General features: G+C 66.8%; 17 protein-coding genes. 12 read left to right on the plus strand and 5 right to left on the minus strand.

Annotated features, from left to right (window positions below):
- The first annotated feature begins 51 nt into the window (after positions 1 to 51).
- From recG to AC07NK_RS11140, 3 genes are all read left to right on the plus strand, one after another.
- Positions 52 to 2109: an ATP-dependent DNA helicase RecG gene (recG, locus tag AC07NK_RS11130; RefSeq protein WP_495170658.1), complete on the plus strand. Its 2058-nt coding sequence runs from the start codon at positions 52 to 54 to the stop codon at positions 2107 to 2109.
- Positions 2110 to 2268: 159 nt separating this feature from the next.
- The gene (locus AC07NK_RS11135; protein WP_495170659.1) at positions 2269 to 2526 is read left to right on the plus strand and encodes a DUF2798 domain-containing protein; all 258 of its coding nucleotides are present in this window, start codon (positions 2269 to 2271) and stop codon (positions 2524 to 2526) included.
- A 60-nt stretch (positions 2527 to 2586) separates the two neighbouring features.
- On the plus strand, positions 2587 to 3024 hold the full coding sequence (locus AC07NK_RS11140) for a DMT family transporter (RefSeq protein ID WP_495170660.1): 438 nt from the start codon (positions 2587 to 2589) through the stop codon (positions 3022 to 3024).
- A gap of 1 nt (position 3025) precedes the next feature.
- On the opposite strand, the gene AC07NK_RS11145 is transcribed toward AC07NK_RS11140, so the two are convergent.
- Complete coding sequence (locus AC07NK_RS11145) at positions 3026 to 3358, minus strand: PilZ domain-containing protein (RefSeq protein ID WP_495170661.1); 333 nt, start codon at positions 3356 to 3358, stop codon at positions 3026 to 3028.
- 96 nt (positions 3359 to 3454) lie between these two features.
- Positions 3455 to 4675, minus strand: coding sequence for a tyrosine--tRNA ligase (gene tyrS, locus AC07NK_RS11150; RefSeq protein ID WP_495170662.1), 1221 nt, complete (start codon positions 4673 to 4675; stop codon positions 3455 to 3457).
- A 164-nt stretch (positions 4676 to 4839) separates the two neighbouring features.
- Between tyrS and AC07NK_RS11155 the strand changes: the two genes are divergently transcribed.
- From AC07NK_RS11155 to AC07NK_RS11180, 6 genes are read left to right on the plus strand one after another with little or no spacing between them, the layout of a single operon-like run.
- The gene (locus tag AC07NK_RS11155; protein ID WP_495170663.1) at positions 4840 to 5394 is read left to right on the plus strand and encodes a DOMON-like domain-containing protein; all 555 of its coding nucleotides are present in this window, start codon (positions 4840 to 4842) and stop codon (positions 5392 to 5394) included.
- Entirely contained in the window at positions 5391 to 6587 is a 1197-nt protein-coding gene (locus tag AC07NK_RS11160) for an exo-beta-N-acetylmuramidase NamZ family protein (protein WP_495170664.1), read from the plus strand. Before AC07NK_RS11155 ends, AC07NK_RS11160 begins: the two co-directional genes overlap by 4 nt.
- 22 nt (positions 6588 to 6609) lie before the next feature.
- Entirely contained in the window at positions 6610 to 7776 is a 1167-nt protein-coding gene (locus AC07NK_RS11165) for a hypothetical protein (RefSeq protein WP_495170665.1), read from the plus strand.
- Between the two features lie 57 nt (positions 7777 to 7833).
- A complete protein-coding gene (locus AC07NK_RS11170) occupies positions 7834 to 8910 on the plus strand; it encodes a DUF2336 domain-containing protein (protein ID WP_495170666.1) in 1077 nt (358 codons plus the stop codon).
- On the plus strand, positions 8907 to 10292 hold the full coding sequence (locus AC07NK_RS11175) for a sensor histidine kinase (RefSeq protein WP_495170667.1): 1386 nt from the start codon (positions 8907 to 8909) through the stop codon (positions 10290 to 10292). The genes AC07NK_RS11170 and AC07NK_RS11175 overlap by 4 nt, the downstream gene beginning before the upstream one ends.
- Positions 10293 to 10331: 39 nt before the next feature.
- Positions 10332 to 10694, plus strand: a complete 363-nt coding sequence (locus AC07NK_RS11180) for an MmcQ/YjbR family DNA-binding protein (RefSeq protein WP_495170668.1) — start codon at positions 10332 to 10334, stop codon at positions 10692 to 10694.
- On the opposite strand, the gene AC07NK_RS11185 is transcribed toward AC07NK_RS11180, so the two are convergent.
- Positions 10669 to 11433 carry a MauE/DoxX family redox-associated membrane protein gene (locus AC07NK_RS11185; RefSeq protein ID WP_495170669.1) on the minus strand — a complete coding sequence of 255 codons (765 nt, stop codon included), beginning with the start codon at positions 11431 to 11433 and terminating at the stop codon, positions 10669 to 10671. The two genes, AC07NK_RS11180 and AC07NK_RS11185, sit on opposite strands and share 26 nt — an antisense overlap.
- Before the next feature lie 77 nt (positions 11434 to 11510).
- On the opposite strand from AC07NK_RS11185, the gene AC07NK_RS11190 reads away from it, so the two are divergent.
- Positions 11511 to 11891 carry a MerR family transcriptional regulator gene (locus tag AC07NK_RS11190; protein ID WP_495170670.1) on the plus strand — a complete coding sequence of 127 codons (381 nt, stop codon included), beginning with the start codon at positions 11511 to 11513 and terminating at the stop codon, positions 11889 to 11891.
- Here AC07NK_RS11190 and AC07NK_RS11195 read toward each other — a convergent pair.
- Positions 11888 to 13228 (minus strand): aminotransferase-like domain-containing protein, encoded by a 1341-nt coding sequence (locus tag AC07NK_RS11195; RefSeq protein WP_495170671.1) that lies wholly within the window; start codon positions 13226 to 13228, stop codon positions 11888 to 11890. The two genes, AC07NK_RS11190 and AC07NK_RS11195, sit on opposite strands and share 4 nt — an antisense overlap.
- Complete coding sequence (locus AC07NK_RS11200; protein ID WP_495170672.1) at positions 13221 to 13655, minus strand: DUF983 domain-containing protein; 435 nt, start codon at positions 13653 to 13655, stop codon at positions 13221 to 13223. Before AC07NK_RS11200 ends, AC07NK_RS11195 begins: the two co-directional genes overlap by 8 nt.
- Positions 13656 to 13754: 99 nt before the next feature.
- Between AC07NK_RS11200 and AC07NK_RS11205 the strand changes: the two genes are divergently transcribed.
- The gene (locus AC07NK_RS11205) at positions 13755 to 14105 is read left to right on the plus strand and encodes a DUF2200 domain-containing protein (RefSeq protein ID WP_495170673.1); all 351 of its coding nucleotides are present in this window, start codon (positions 13755 to 13757) and stop codon (positions 14103 to 14105) included.
- A gap of 50 nt (positions 14106 to 14155) precedes the next feature.
- A complete protein-coding gene (locus tag AC07NK_RS11210) occupies positions 14156 to 14542 on the plus strand; it encodes a putative immunity protein (RefSeq protein WP_495170674.1) in 387 nt (128 codons plus the stop codon).
- The last annotated feature ends 141 nt before the right edge of the window (positions 14543 to 14683 follow it).

Below are 14683 nucleotides of genomic sequence, written 5' to 3' on the forward strand. Positions count from 1 at the left end.
GGCCGACAGCGCTTTTTCGCGCGGTCGGCTGGGTGTAGGCAGCAGATAGACATGCGTCCCGACATCCTCAACCCGCTCTTCGCCGAGATCACTGCGCTCAAGGGCGTGGGGCCGCAACTTGCCAAGCCGCTGGAGCGGCTGGGCCTTGCGCGCGCCGTGGACGTGGCGTTCCATTTGCCGAGCGGCTGGATCGACCGGCTGCCGCGCGAGGAACTGGACGCAGCCGACGTGGGGCAGGTGATCGCGATCACGCTGACCCCGGTGAACTATCGGATGGGGGGTAGCGCGCGGGCGCCGTCGCGAGTCGAAGCGGTGGACGTCAGGGGAAACTCCGTCACTTTGGTCTTCTTCGGCGGCAATTCGGGCTGGGCGAAGAAGCAGCTGCCGCTGAACGAGCCGCGCTGGGTATCGGGCAAGCTCGACCAATATGGGCAGGAACTGCAGATCGTTCATCCCGAGGTGGTCGCGCCCGACGCAGCCGAACCGGGCGGGAGGGAGGCGATCTACCCGCTGTCCGAGGGGATGACGTCGAAACGGCTGGCGGCGCTGGCGGTGCAGGCGATCGAGCGCGCGCCCGAGCTTCCCGAGTGGATCGAGCCGAGCCTGAAGGCAAAACATGGCTGGCCGGATTGGCGCGAGGCACTGGCGGCGATTCATGCCGATCCCGCAGATGGGAAGGCGCGCGACCGGCTGGCCTATGACGAGGTGTTCGCCAACCAGCTGGCCCTCATGCTGGTTCGTGGGGCCGCGCGAGGCAAGAAGGGGCGCATGCTCGCAGGAGACGGGCGGCTGCGGGATGCCCTGCGCTTGCCCTACACCCCGACCGGCGCGCAATCGCGGACGATCCGTGAGATCGAAGGCGACATGGCGCAGAGCCGCCCGATGCTGCGGCTGCTGCAAGGCGATGTCGGTGCGGGCAAGACGCTGGTCGCGGCGATGGCGCTGCTGATCGCAGTCGAGGCGGGCGCTCAGGGCGCGATGCTGGCGCCGACTGAAATCCTCGCGCGCCAGCATTTCGACACGCTGCAGCGGCTGTTCTCGGGCCTCGACGTCCGCATCGCTATCCTCACCGGGCGCGACAAGGGCCGAGCAAGAGAGGCGACGCTAATGGGGCTGCATGACGGGTCGATCGATATCCTGATCGGCACGCATGCGATCTTCCAGCAGGGGGTCGAGTATCGCGACCTGGGGCTGGTGGTGGTCGATGAACAGCACCGCTTTGGCGTCGCCGAGCGGATGATGCTTCAGGCCAAGGCGAAGACTGCGCCGCATCTGCTGGTGATGACCGCGACCCCCATCCCGCGCACGCTGCAGCTCGCGACGCATGGCGAGATGGATGTGAGCAAGCTCGACGAGATGCCGCCGGGGCGCCAGCCGATCGAGACGAGCGTGATCAGTGAGGAGCGGCTGGAGGAGATCGTCAACGGACTTGCGCGGCATCTGTCGGGCGGCGGCCAGGCCTATTGGGTGTGCCCGCTGGTCGAGGAGAGCGAGAAGATCGACCTCGCCGCCGCCGAGGAGCGCGCCGAGGCGCTGCGGTCGCGCTTCGGCGACAAGATTGGTCTGGTCCATGGCCGGATGAAGGGGCCGGAGAAGGACGCAGTAATGGCGCGCTTCGCCGCGGGTGAACTCGGCGTGCTGGTCGCGACCACCGTGATTGAAGTCGGCGTCGATGTTCCCAATGCGACGCTGATCGTGATCGAACATGCCGATCGGTTTGGCCTTGCGCAGCTCCACCAGTTGCGCGGGCGTGTCGGGCGCGGCGGGGGGCGCTCGGTATGCGTGCTACTGCGCGGCGGGACACTGAGCGAGACGGCGCGGGCACGGCTGGCGCTAATGCGTGAGACCAATGACGGTTTCCGCATCGCGGAGGAGGATCTGCGGCTGCGCGGCGCCGGCGAGATGCTGGGTACCCGCCAGTCGGGCGAGCAGACGTTCCGGCTCGCGCCGCCCGAGAAGTTCGCCGAGCTGATCGGCGCGGCCAATGCCGATGCGCGGCTGCTGGTGGATCGTGATGGCGGGCTCGACGGCGAGCGTGGGCAAGCCGCGCGGGTCGCGCTTTATCTGTTCGAGCGTGATGCGGCGGTGGGGCTGCTGCGCGCGGGCTGAAGGTTGTTGCGAATCGGTCGCATCTGTGACAGGAGCGGCACGCCTTCACAGCGAAGGTCGTAAGCGTCTCACGTCAGGCAACGCATCCAACCCGGTGATCGGCCGGGAAACGGGAGTTCTTCCCGGGATGCTGGCCGATGCCCTGAATGTGAGAAATACATGCCAAGCAATTTTCGTCCTCGCCATCTTCCCGCCCGCCACGCCGGGCTCGTTTCGGCGCTGATCTTGTCGGTCATGATGACCTTTGTCGTCTCGGCGATCGCCACGGCACGGAGTCTGGGCTTTTCCGACGCTTTCCCCAGTGCGTGGATGGGAGCGTGGGGGCTGTCCTGGGTAATCGCTTTTCCGGTGCTGTTGATGGTGTTGCCGGTCGTGCGGCGGATCGTCGGTGCGATCGTGGAGCGGCCGTCAACCTGATCGGGGAAGGGGCGCGGCGCGGGTTGAACCGGCCGCGTCACGACCTATCTGCTTGCGCAGATGCCAGCGCTCTTCCCAATCCTGATGACGATCCTTGCGGGCATCGGCGTTGCCATGCAACCGCCGGTCAACGGGACGCTGGCGCGCAGCGGATCGGTGATCCTCGCGGCGTTGATCTCGTTCGGGGTCGGAACGGTGATCCTGCTCGGCATCTGGGCGACGCTGGACCGTACCTCTTCCGCGACGCTCAGGGACGTGCCCTGGTGGGCGTGGACCGGCGGCATCTATGGCGTGATCTTCGTCTCGACCTCCGCCTACGCCGCACCGCGGCTGGGGCTCGCCTCGATGCTGACTATAGCGATCGCCGCGCAGCTGACGGCGGCGCTGGTGATCGACCATTTCGGGCTGCTCCGGCTGCCGGAGAACCCGGTGACGCCGATGAAGGCCTTTGGCGTGCTGCTGGTGCTGGCCGGCGTGGTTCTGGTCCGGAAGGGCTAGGTTACTTCTTCATCAGCTGGGCGATGAGCTCATAATAGCTGGCGAGATCGATCGCGGTGTCGAAGCTCGCGCCGAGGCGGCCGCCGAGCGACCAGCGGACCTCCGCTGCGACCACACCGACCGCGGGGAGCGTCACCCGCATCCGGTCCCCTTCGGTAAAGGGCTTCTCGCAGCGGGCCATCAGGCCGTGGGGCGAGATGTTGACGATCAGCAGGGTGACCGGCTGGGCATCGGGGCCGAAGGCGCGGGCGCGGTAGTGGACCTCGTCGCGCTCGATCAGGCGGCGATCGTCCGCGGGTGCGGCGGCCGCGCCGGATGAGAATTGATACGTCACGCGTCCATGTCCGCCAGACTCCCCAACACCCTGGAAGCAAAGGCTAAAGCGGCGTGTGTAAACGTCCCGGCAACTCTCGTGGTTAGCGAAAGCCTATCACGCCTCCACGATCAGGCCGTGCTTCTTCTGCCCGAAGCTGATCTTGTCGCCTGGCTTCACGATCGCATCGGAGTTGGCGACCTTTTCGCCGTTCACGCGGATCGCACCCTCGTCGATCTTGCGGCGGACCTCCTTGTTCGAGGTCGCGAAGCCGATCCCGGTAAAGGCCTGGACGATGCCGATGCCGTCCGACGGCACCGCCAGCGTCGGAAGATCGCCGCCCGAACTGCCTTCCTCGAAGGTTTTGCGCGCGGTTTCGGCGGCGGCCTCCGCTGCATCGCGACCGCGGCACATGGCGGTCGCTTCGGTGGCGAGGATCTTCTTCGCCTCGTTGATCCCGGCGCCTTCGAGGGCTTCGAGGCGGGCGATCTCGTCGAGCGGCAGGTCGGTGAACAGGCGCAGGAAGCGGCCGACATCGCGGTCGTCGGTGTTGCGCCAGAACTGCCAGTAATCGAATGCCGGAAGCTGATCCTCGTTCAGCCACACCGCGCCCGACATGGTCTTGCCCATCTTGCCGCCGTCGGCGGTAGTGATCAGCGGGGTGGTGACGCCGTAAACCTCGGTCCCGTCGACGCGGCGCGACAGCTCGATCCCGTTGACGATATTGCCCCACTGATCGGAGCCGCCCATCTGCAGGCGGCACGCGGCGCGGCGCGACAGCTCCAGAAAGTCATAGCCCTGGAGGATCATGTAGTTGAATTCGAGGAATGACAGCGACTGTTCGCGGTCGAGCCGCAGCTTGACGCTGTCGAACGAAAGCATGCGATTGACCGAAAAGTGGCGGCCGATGTCGCGCAGGAATGGGATGTATTCGAGCTTGTCGAGCCAGTCGGCATTGTCGACCATCACCGCGTCGGTGGGGCCATCGCCAAAGGTCAGGAACTTCTCGAACACCGTCTTGATCGAGGCGACGTTGCTGGCGATGATCTCGTCGGTCATCAGCTTGCGCGCTTCGTCCTTGAAGCTCGGATCGCCGATCTTGCCGGTGCCGCCGCCCATCAGCACGATCGGCTTGTGCCCTGCTTGCTGCATGCGGCGCAGCAGCATGATCTGGACGAGGCTGCCGACATGGAGCGAGGGCGCGGTCGGATCGAAGCCGATATAGCCGGGCACGATCTCTTTGCTGGCCAGCGCATCGAGTGCGGTGGCGTCGGTGACCTGGTGGATATATCCACGCTGGTCGAGCAGGCGAAGCAGATCGGACTTATATTCGGTCATAGCGCGGCGCGGTTAGCAGGGTTGCGCGCGGTGCGCCATGGGGCGGCGCGACGGGTAACCGGCAGCAGGGCGGAACGGCGAACTGCATCGTCACCAAGCCAGATTGATCCGGGGGTGCAGGAAAGCGATTCCAAGGCGTGGGCAGGCGATGCTACGCCTGCCGGATGTTCCCCCTTGCCCACGCGCTCGCGCTCGCCCCGCATCCGGGCACGCCGCCCCGCTTCGTGCGGTCCGTCGACGTCGAAATGTCGATGACCGATGCCGAACGGGTGCTGCTGACCTTCTACATCACGCCGGGCGAAGGGTTGGCTGTGCCCGATCGCGCATCCCCGGCCCGTACGGACGGACTGTGGCAGCGAACCTGTTGCGAGTTGTTTCTGAAGCCCGGCGGAGGCGAGGGCTATGTCGAGTTCAACCTTTCACCGTCCGGGCAATGGGCGGCTTATGCGTTCGACGGCTATCGCGCCGGGATGCGCAACCTTGAGCTGCTGGTCGAACCGGCCATCGAGCTGGAGCGGCAAGGGGAGAGTTTCGTGCTGGAGGCAGAGGTCGATCTTGCGGCGATTCCGTCCGGGCGGGTGGCGATCAGCCTCTCCGCGGTGATCGAGGAAACCGACGGCACCAAATCCTATTGGGCTTTGCGCCACCCGCCCGGAAAGCCTGATTTCCATCATCCCGATTGCTTTGCGCTCGAACTCCCGGCACCTGACGGCGCATGAACTTCGGTATCGACCGGCTGCTCGCCGACCCCGCGCTTCTCGACCAACTCAAGGGCCGTCGGGTGGCGCTGCTTGCGCATCCCGCCTCGGTGACGGCGGACCTGACTCACTCGCTCGACGCGCTGGTCGCGGCAGGCGTGAATGTCTCGGCGGTGTTCGGGCCGCAGCATGGCGTGCGCGGCGACCTGCAGGACAATATGATGGAGTCGCCGGACTATACCGATCCCACCTACGGGATGCCGGTGTTCAGCCTCTATGGCGAGGTGCGGCGGCCGACCGGCCAGTCGATGCACACGTTCGACATCGTCCTGATCGACATGCAGGACCTGGGCTGCCGCATCTACACTTATGTGACGACCCTGCTCTACATGCTCGAGGCCGCGGCGGCGCACGGCAAGGAAGTGTGGGTGCTCGACCGGCCCAACCCGGCGGGCCGTCCGGTCGAGGGGCTGACCCTGCTGCCCGGCTGGGAGAGCTTTGTGGGTGCAGGGCCGATGCCGATGCGGCACGGCATGACGCTGGGCGAGATGGGCGCGTGGTTTATCGACCAGTTCAAGCTCGACCTGACCTATCGCGTGATCGAGATGGAGGGTTGGGCGCCCGACGCGGCGCCTGGCTTCGGCTGGCCGCCGGAGCGGGTGTGGATCAACCCCAGCCCCAACGCCGCCAACGTCAACATGGCGCGCGCCTATGCCGGCACGGTGATGCTGGAGGGGACGACGCTGTCCGAGGGCCGCGGGACGACGCGCGCACTGGAGCTGTTCGGCGCGCCCGATATCGACGCCAAGGCGGTGATCGCGGAGATGCGGCGGATCGCGCCCGAATGGCTCACCGGCTGCACATTGCGCGACTTCTGGTTCCAGCCGACCTTCCACAAGCATGTGGGGGAATTGTGCAGCGGCGTGTTCATTCATGCCGAGGGGGCGGGATACGACCATGAAGCGTTCCGGCCGTGGCGGCTGCAGGCGCTGGGGTTCAGGGCGATCCGCTCGCTTTATCCTGCCTATGATCTGTGGCGCGACTTTGCATACGAGTATGAATTCGGGAAGCTGGCGATCGATGTGATCAACGGCGGGCCGGGGCTGCGCGAATGGGTCGATGACGTGGGCGCGGCGCCGGGCGACCTCGACTCGGCGACGCGTGCGGACGAATCGGCGTGGGAGGACGTGCGGCGGCCCTTCCTTCGCTACTGACTTTGCCCTAACCGCAGGCATGATGTTAGCGGGGCTCATTTTCGCGACCGAGGACGCAGGCGACAAGCCCGGGACGCTGGCGGCGACGCTGCCGTTCGGGGGCATGACCCTGCTCGAGTATCAGGCGCGGCTGCTGGTCGGGGCAGGCGCGGGCCAGATTCTGGTCGCGGTGACGCGGGTGACGCCGGCGCTGCTGGGCGCGGTCAGCCGCGCGGCCAAGCGCGGGGTTCCGGTCGATATCGTGCGGTCGGCGGCGGAAGCATCGACCAAGGCGCACCCGCTGGCGAGCGTCGTGGTGCTCGCCGATGGGCTCGTCACCACCGACGACGTCGTCGAGAAGATGGCGAACGAGGGCAAGGACGCGATCCTGGTGACGCAGGAGCCGGCGGCCTCGCTTGAGCGGGTCGATGCGCAGAATTGCTGGGCGGGGGTCGCGCGGATTCCGGCGCAGCGCATCGCCGACATTGCGGCGTTCCCGCCCGATTATGATTTCCAGTCCACGCTGCTGCGCGCGATCGTGCAGGCGGGCGCCGAACAGGTGATGCTGCCGTCGAGCGCGGTGCGTTCGGGGCACGGCGTCGAACGCGACGGCGGGGCGCTTGCCTCGCGCAGCAACGCGGTGCTGGCGGCGCTGACCGAGCGGCGGACGAGCTGGGCCGACCGCCATGTCTTCACGCGGGTTGCGCGGTGGGTGCTGCCCAAGGTGGTCGAGAAGGCGGTGCCCGGATGGGTGCTGATGGCGGGTGGTCTGGCGCTGGGCGCGGGTGCGGCAGTGCTGATCGGTCTTGGCTGGCCGTGGGGAGCGGGCGTTGCGCTGCCAGGCGTTGCGGCACTGGCGACCGGCGCGGCGCTGTCGGCGCTGCGGGGCGAAGAGAAGCGTGCAGGGGTGCACGAGCATCTGATCGGGGTAATCGCCGCAGTGGTGATCCTGGCGCTCGGTATCACCGAATCACGGGTGGATGGCACGCTTGACGGGCTGATTCTGGCACTGGCGGGGATCGCCGCGGCGCTGATCGGCGAGCGGACGCAGGCGCGGATCAGACGCTGGTGGGGCAGCCCCGCGGGCTATCTGCTGCTGGTTACCCCCTTTGCGATCGCGGATCGGGTAAGCTGGGGGCTGGCGCTGGTGACGGTTTATGCGTTCGTGACACTTGCCATGGCGGTTGAGAGTCGACGCGAAAAGCCTTAGCTCTGTCTTAACCGCAGTTCCTTTAAGTTCGGAACCATGTCCAGGCCGATTGGCGACATGCGTAAGGGTGCCCATGACGGGGCACAGGCGTTGCTCGCGCGTACCGCGGCAGCGGATGACGCTGCGCATCGTGCGCTCAGTGCGTCGATCGCTGACTTTTCGCTCTCTGACGACGACCGGCTCGACGAGCGGACGCGCGCTGCATTGACGCGGCTGCTGCGTGCGCTGATCGCAACGATCGAAGGGGAGACAGGCGGGCATGCTGTGCGGCTGTTGCGTGCGCAGGGTGAGGCCGCTCTGGCCGATATGCTGGAAGCGCAGCGCGGCGTTGCAGATACGCTCCATGCATCGGGATTGCTGCGCGATCCGGCGCTGATGGGCGAACTGATCGCGCGCGTGCGGCAGGACCTGCTCGCGGACGGGATGGCGGTGCAGGCGCAGGACGAGCCCGAGCGGGCAAGCCTGCTCAACCGGCTGGCGCAGCATCCCGACCGGCTGCTGGCGCAGGGCGCGGCAGCGGTGCTGGTGAGCGAAAGCCGTCGGCGCAGCGTGCCCGAGAACGGTCCGCTCGCGCGGACCGATCTGCCATCGGAATTGCATCATCGGCTGGTCTGGCAGGTGGCGGCGGCGCTGCGCAGCGGTGTGGCGGGGGTCGCGCCCGCGCTCGACCGTGCGCTCGCCGAAGCCGCGCTGCGCAGCCTCGCCGCGCATGACGAGGGCGACCGGCTCGAAGCTGCGGCAATGCGGCTGGCGGCGGCAATCGATGCGCGGCCGGGCGAACTTCCAGAATTGCTGGCCGAAGCGCTGGGCGACCGGCGCGTCGCGCTGTTCGCGGCGTTGCTCGCGCATGCGCTGCGAATCGATTTCGACGGCGCGCGGGCGATGACGTTCGATGCCGTGAGCGGGCGGCTATGGGTGGCGCTGCGTGCGCTCGATTTCGACCGGGCGGCGGTGGCGCGGCTCGGCGTGGCGCTGAGCGAGGCCGATCCGCGCCGCAATGTTGAGGCGTTCGCCGACCAGCTCGATTCGATCATGGCGGTCAGTGTGGAGGATGCGCGCGAGGCGATCGCTGCGCTGAGCCTGCCAGCCGACTATCGCGCTGCGCTGCTGGCATTGAAGGGTACGGCGCGATGAACGCGATGGAACCCAATCTGCCGATCGCGATGGGGCGGATCGATCCCGAAGGGCGGCTGGTCCATGCCGAAGCGCGGCTGGCCGACCTCAATGCGCGTGCCGGGGGCAAGGTCGGCGCGCCGATTGCGGTGCCGCCGATCGCGTCGATCGTACGGCTGGCGCAACGGCTGGGGATCGCGGTGTCGCGCGGAGTGGTCGCTGCCGATGGCGAGGATGATCTGGACCTGTGGGTCCGTGCCGAGCCTGATCGCGAGGGCGTCCGGCTCGAAGTGAGCGGCTGGCGCCCGCGGGCGGCCTGGCAGGCCCCCGAAGGCGACGCGTTGCGCGAGAATGATTTCCTCCACGCCGAGGCTGATTGGGTGTGGGAGACCGACGCGGCAATGCGGATCACGCATCTGGCCGCCGAGGCAGGGATCGAACACGGCTTCGACGCCGCGGCAATGCTGGGCCAGCCGCTGACCCTGTTGTTCGCGCTCGAGGCGGATGATGAGGGCGCGCTGCCGATCCTGACCGCTGCTGCCGAGCAGACCCGGTTCGAAGGGCAGGTCGCCGAGTTGCGTGGGACCGGGCAGCGGGTGCGGATTTCCGCCAGCCCGCGGATCGATGCGCTGGGGCGTTTTGCCGGATTCAGCGGCGCGGCGATGATGGTCGACCCGGTCGAGGAGGCTGCTGCCGCCGCCGCGCAGGCCGTGGCCGACCCGGAATTCACCAGCGAGTTCGGCCAGCGGCTGGAAAAGGCATTGCGGGCGCCGTTGTCGCGGATCATCGCCAATGCCGACAGCATCAGCGCGCGGGTCGATGGACCGCTGCGCGACGATTATGCGGAGTATGCGACCGACATCTCCAACGCGGGGCGGCATTTGCTGTCGCTGGTCGAGGATCTTGCTGACCTGAGCGCGATCGAACGCGACGATTTCACTGTTGAGATCGAGCCGATCGACCTCGCCGATATCGCCCGCCGTGCAGCAGGTCTGCTGGCGGTGCGCGCGAGCGAGGCGGATGTGCGGATCGAGAAGCCGCGCGCCGATGAGGCGATGCCGGTGACGGGCGAGTTCCGCCGCGTGCTGCAGATCATGGTCAATCTGATCGGCAACGCGGTGCGCTATTCGCCGCCGGGCGGATCGGTCTGGGTCCAGATCGAGCGCGAGGGCGGGCTGGGCTGCGTGATCGTCGCCGATCAGGGCAAGGGTGTTGCCGCTGAGGATCAGGCCAAAATCTTCGAGAAGTTCGGACGGGTCGATCCGACCGAGCCGGGGGGGAGCGGACTCGGCCTCTACATCGCGCGGCGGCTGGCGCGGGCGATGGGCGGGGACATATTGGTCGACAGCGCACCGGACGAAGGTGCGCGCTTCATCCTGACGCTACCTCACCGCAAGGACTGAGCATTCCAGACGCTGCGTTGCGCTGCTATCGTGCGCCGCATGAGCAAAGGACACGCAAGGATTGAGGAACTGCGCGAATGGGGACTGACCCTGCCCGGCGCGCACCTCAAATCGCCATGGCCGGGGCATGCGGATCTGGCGGTCAACGACAAGACCTTTGCCTATCTCTCGACCGACGACGCGTTCCAGATGTCGGCGAAACTGCGTTACACCAGTGAGGTCGCGCTCGAGCTGCCTTATGCCGCTCCGACCGCCTATGGGCTGGGCAAGAGCGGCTGGGTGACCTTCACGCCCGGCGACGATGCGATCCCCGACCTGGCCCAGCTCAAGGACTGGATCGAGGAAAGCTATCGCGCGCAGGCGCCGAAGAAACGGGTCAGTGAACTGGATGCCCGGGGTTGAGCGCCGCGCTCAGCATCCACACCGCCATCGCAATCATCATCAGATTCTCGGTCAGCGAGATGAAGCCGAGCGGGACGTTGCTGTCGCCGCCCATGCACGCGCATTTGAGCTCACGCTTGTCGATATAGACCGCCTTGAACACCGAGACGGCACCGATGCCACCGATGACCAGCGCGATCGGGATCGAGACCCAGTGGAGCGCGTTGGCGACCATCAGAACGCCCGCCGCACCTTCGGCAAACGGGTAGATATAGCCATAGGGCACCCAGCGCTTAGCGAGCAGGTCGTAGTTCAGGAACATGGTCGAGAAATTCTCGATATCGCGCAGCTTGAGCAGTGCGAGCACGATCATGCTGAAGCCGATGAACCACTCGCCCGCCTGAACGGTGAACGGAGATCCGAACGCGGCGTTGCTGGCGGCGAGCGCCATCAGCGCGGTCATCGCGAACAGCGCTATGACGGGCGTGTAGCTGGTCTCGCCCTTTACCGGAACGCGCATGCCGAAGAAGCGGCGCAGATCGTCATAGCCGCCGATCCGCTTGCCATCGATGAAGGTCTGGGGCGTGGTTTCGACGCCATGCTCGACCTTGAAGGCGTCGGTCTCTTCGCGCGTGCGCAGCCAATGGTCGTGGACGCCATAGCCGTTGCGCTCGAGCAGCGATTTGGCTTTGAGACCATAGGGGCAGGTATGACCGGGCATCACCATGCGATGCAGGTGTGCAATGGGACGGGACGACATGATTGGGCTCCTTGCGACTCTGTGAACCCGCCCTAGATACGCTCCGTACCATAGTACGGAGTCAAGGGGTGTCTGACATGATGATAAGTGCGCTGGCAAAGGCGGGGGGCGTTGGCGTGGAGACGGTGCGCTATTACCAGCGACGCGGGCTGCTGGCAGAGCCGGAGCGTGCCGGGGGCGTGCGGCGCTATGATGCGCAGGATGCGCAACGGCTGCGCTTCATCCGTTCGGCGCAGGAAGCCGGGTTCACGCTGGCCGAGATCGGCGAATTGCTGGCACTGGACGCGGGCGAGGACCGGGCACGGGCGCGCGAGCTGGCGCGGGCGCGGATCACGGCAATCGATGTGCAGGTGGCGAAGCTGACCGCTGCGCGCGCCGCGCTGGAGGGACTGGCGGAGCGCTGTGCGGCGGGGGAGGGCAGGGGGTGTCCGATCCTGGGGGCGTTCGAGACCCATTAGGCCGAAGCGTAGCCGTGCAGGATCCGGAGCGCGCGCACGAGCTGGTCTTCGTCGGCGAGGCCGCCGAGCGACACGCGGACGGCATTGGCGCGCGCGTCGCCTGCCGCGAAGCGATCCGCGGGCATCACCGAAAGCCCGGTCGGGCGCATCGCGTCGGCGAGATCGTTGGGCGCGACCGTTTCAGGCAACCGCAGCCAGAGATGATAGCCCTGTGGGTGTGCGGTGAAGTCCAGCCCGCCCAGCAGGCGAGTCGCCAGCGCCTGCCGGCGAGCGGCTTCGGCACGCATCGCCGCGATCAGGCGGGCGGCGGTGCCGTTATCGATCCAGCGCGTTAGCATCGCCGTGTTCAGCGGCGGGGCCATCACCGCGGTCTGATGCACCTGCCCGGCGAACTGAAGCGCCGCGGCGACATTTGGCGCGCGCACGAACGCGACCCGGAGTGCGGGCGAGATGATCTTCGACGCGCTGGCGATGTACCAGCTGCGGTCCGGGGCGTGGGTGGTGACTGGCGCGACCGGGGTCGTGGCGAGGGCGCCATAGGCATCGTCCTCGATCAGCTGAAGATCGTGGCGCGTCGCGGCCGCAGCGATCTCGTGCCGGGCGGTTTCGTCGAGTGTTTCTGCGGTCGGATTGTCGTTGGTGGGGACGAGATAGATGGCGCGGATCTGCGGGTCGGCCGCACAGGCGGCTGAGATCGATGTGGCGTCCAGCGTGTCCAGCCCGACGAGGCGAAGGCCGATCCGCTGTGCGATCGTGCGGAAGCCCGAATAGACGAATCGGCGGCACAGGACTGCGTCGCCGGGACGCAGTGCCAGGCCCAGGATCGCGTGGAGCGCATTCTGTCCGCCTGCAGCGAGGACAAGCTGATCGGGTTCGGCGGAAAGGCCCGCGGTGGCGAGGAAACCGACTCCGGCGGCGCGATCCTCCGCGCTGCCGCCCATCGCCTGATATTGAAGGCGCAGGGGGGAGGCGTCGAGCAACAGCGCGCCGACCGTATCGGTGATCGTCCGCGCGAGCAGCCCGCCGGGAAGCTCGGGGGGCAGGTTCATGCCGGTATCGACACGGGCAAGGTCGGCAATCTCGACCCGCTGCGGCGCGCGGACGAAGCTTCCGGCGCGGCCACGTGCCTCGATCAGGCCGCGGCGGCGCGCCTCGTCATAGGCGCGGGTGACCGTGGTGAGATCAACCCCGAGCCGCGCGGCGAGATCGCGCTGCGGGAGCAGGCGGGTGCCACCGGGCAGCTCGCCCCGGTCGACCGCTGCGCCCAGCGCATCGGCGATGGCTGCATATTTCGGCCCCGCGGTGCGGTCGAGGTCTGGAAGCCAGTCGTCAGTCATTGGGCCGCGTATCGCGCGCTTCCGCTTCGTCATGGAGTTTCGCCCAGAGCTTGGCGGTACCCGCTTCCTGTGCATTGTTGAGATATTGCGAGGCGACCAGCCAGCCCTTGATCGGACGCAGCGCCAGCACGCAGCCCCCCACCATCACCGGGATCGTGGTGAGGAAATGGACCCAGAAGGGCGGATCGAACGCGACCTGAAACCACACGCCGAAAAAGGTCAGCGGGAAGGCGACGAAGCAGAGCGAGAAGAAGGCGGGGCCGTCGTCGGGCGAGGCGAAGCGATAGTCGAGGCCGCAGGACGGGCATTTCTTCGCGATCTTGAGCCAGCCGGAGAACATCGTCTTTTCGCCGCAGCGGACGCACAGGCCCTTCCAACCGGTGTCGACGATCCAGCGAAACTTGTCCTCGGGTGCCACCTGCGACATTGTATGGTTCCTATGTCAGTTATTGTATCCATACATAATGGAAGATGCGGTCTTGCGCAAGGCCGCGCTAAGCTGGCGTGAGGCTGTGCGGAGGAAATCATGGAGAAGCACCGCATCTATGCGATGAGCATTGCGAGCGTGTATCCCCACTATGTCGCCAAGGCGGAGAAGAAGGGGCGCACGCAGGCCGAGGTCGACGAGATCGTCCGCTGGCTGACCAGATACAGTGTTGAGCAGCTGGCGGCCCAGCTGGAAGCAAAGACGAATTTCGAGGATTTCTTCGCGCAGGCGCCGATGCTCAACCCGGCGCGGACGCGGGTCACCGGCGTGATCTGTGGCGTGCGGATCGAGGAGATCGACGACCCGCTGATGCGCGAGATACGCTATCTCGACAAGCTGATCGACGAACTGGCCAAGGGGCGGCCGATGGGGAAGATCTTGCGGGGGTAATCTATTCGGTGCTGCATCTCAGTCGCAGCCAAGATTTCGGGATATAGCGGATGAGCCAACATCGTGAGCTTGCGCCTTGGGCTGCTGATTGCGCGGAACGGGTTCTGGGTCTCTTTGAGACCGAGAACCCGGACGATCCGCGTCCGCGTCTCGCGATCGACGCTGCGCGGCGGTGGCAAAATGGCAGTCTGACGATGATCGCCGCACGGAAGCTGGCATTTGCTGCTCACGCAGCAGCCCGCGAGGCGACCGGTGAGTCGGCGGTGGCAGCAGCGCGGTCCGCCGGACATGCAGCGGCAACGGCGCACGTGGAGACACATGCCCCTCATGCCGCCAGCTACGCTCGAAAGGCAAAGGCGGCGGCGGGAGAAGACGACGAAGCTGAGCGCTTCTGGCAACGGCAGCGGTTGGCGATCCTGGCGTGTGACATGAAGTGATGATTTTGCAGCGAAAGGCAGTCCGACTGCAGGACGATCAGTGAGCCGAGGCGGCCGCCAGCCAGATAGTTGCAAACTGCGAGCTCCGACGAAAAGGCCCGCCGGATCGCTCCAGCGGGCCATTTTCTGTCCGGTTCGAAC

It is taken from the genome of Sphingomonas sp. GW821-FHT09B04 (assembly GCF_059418285.1).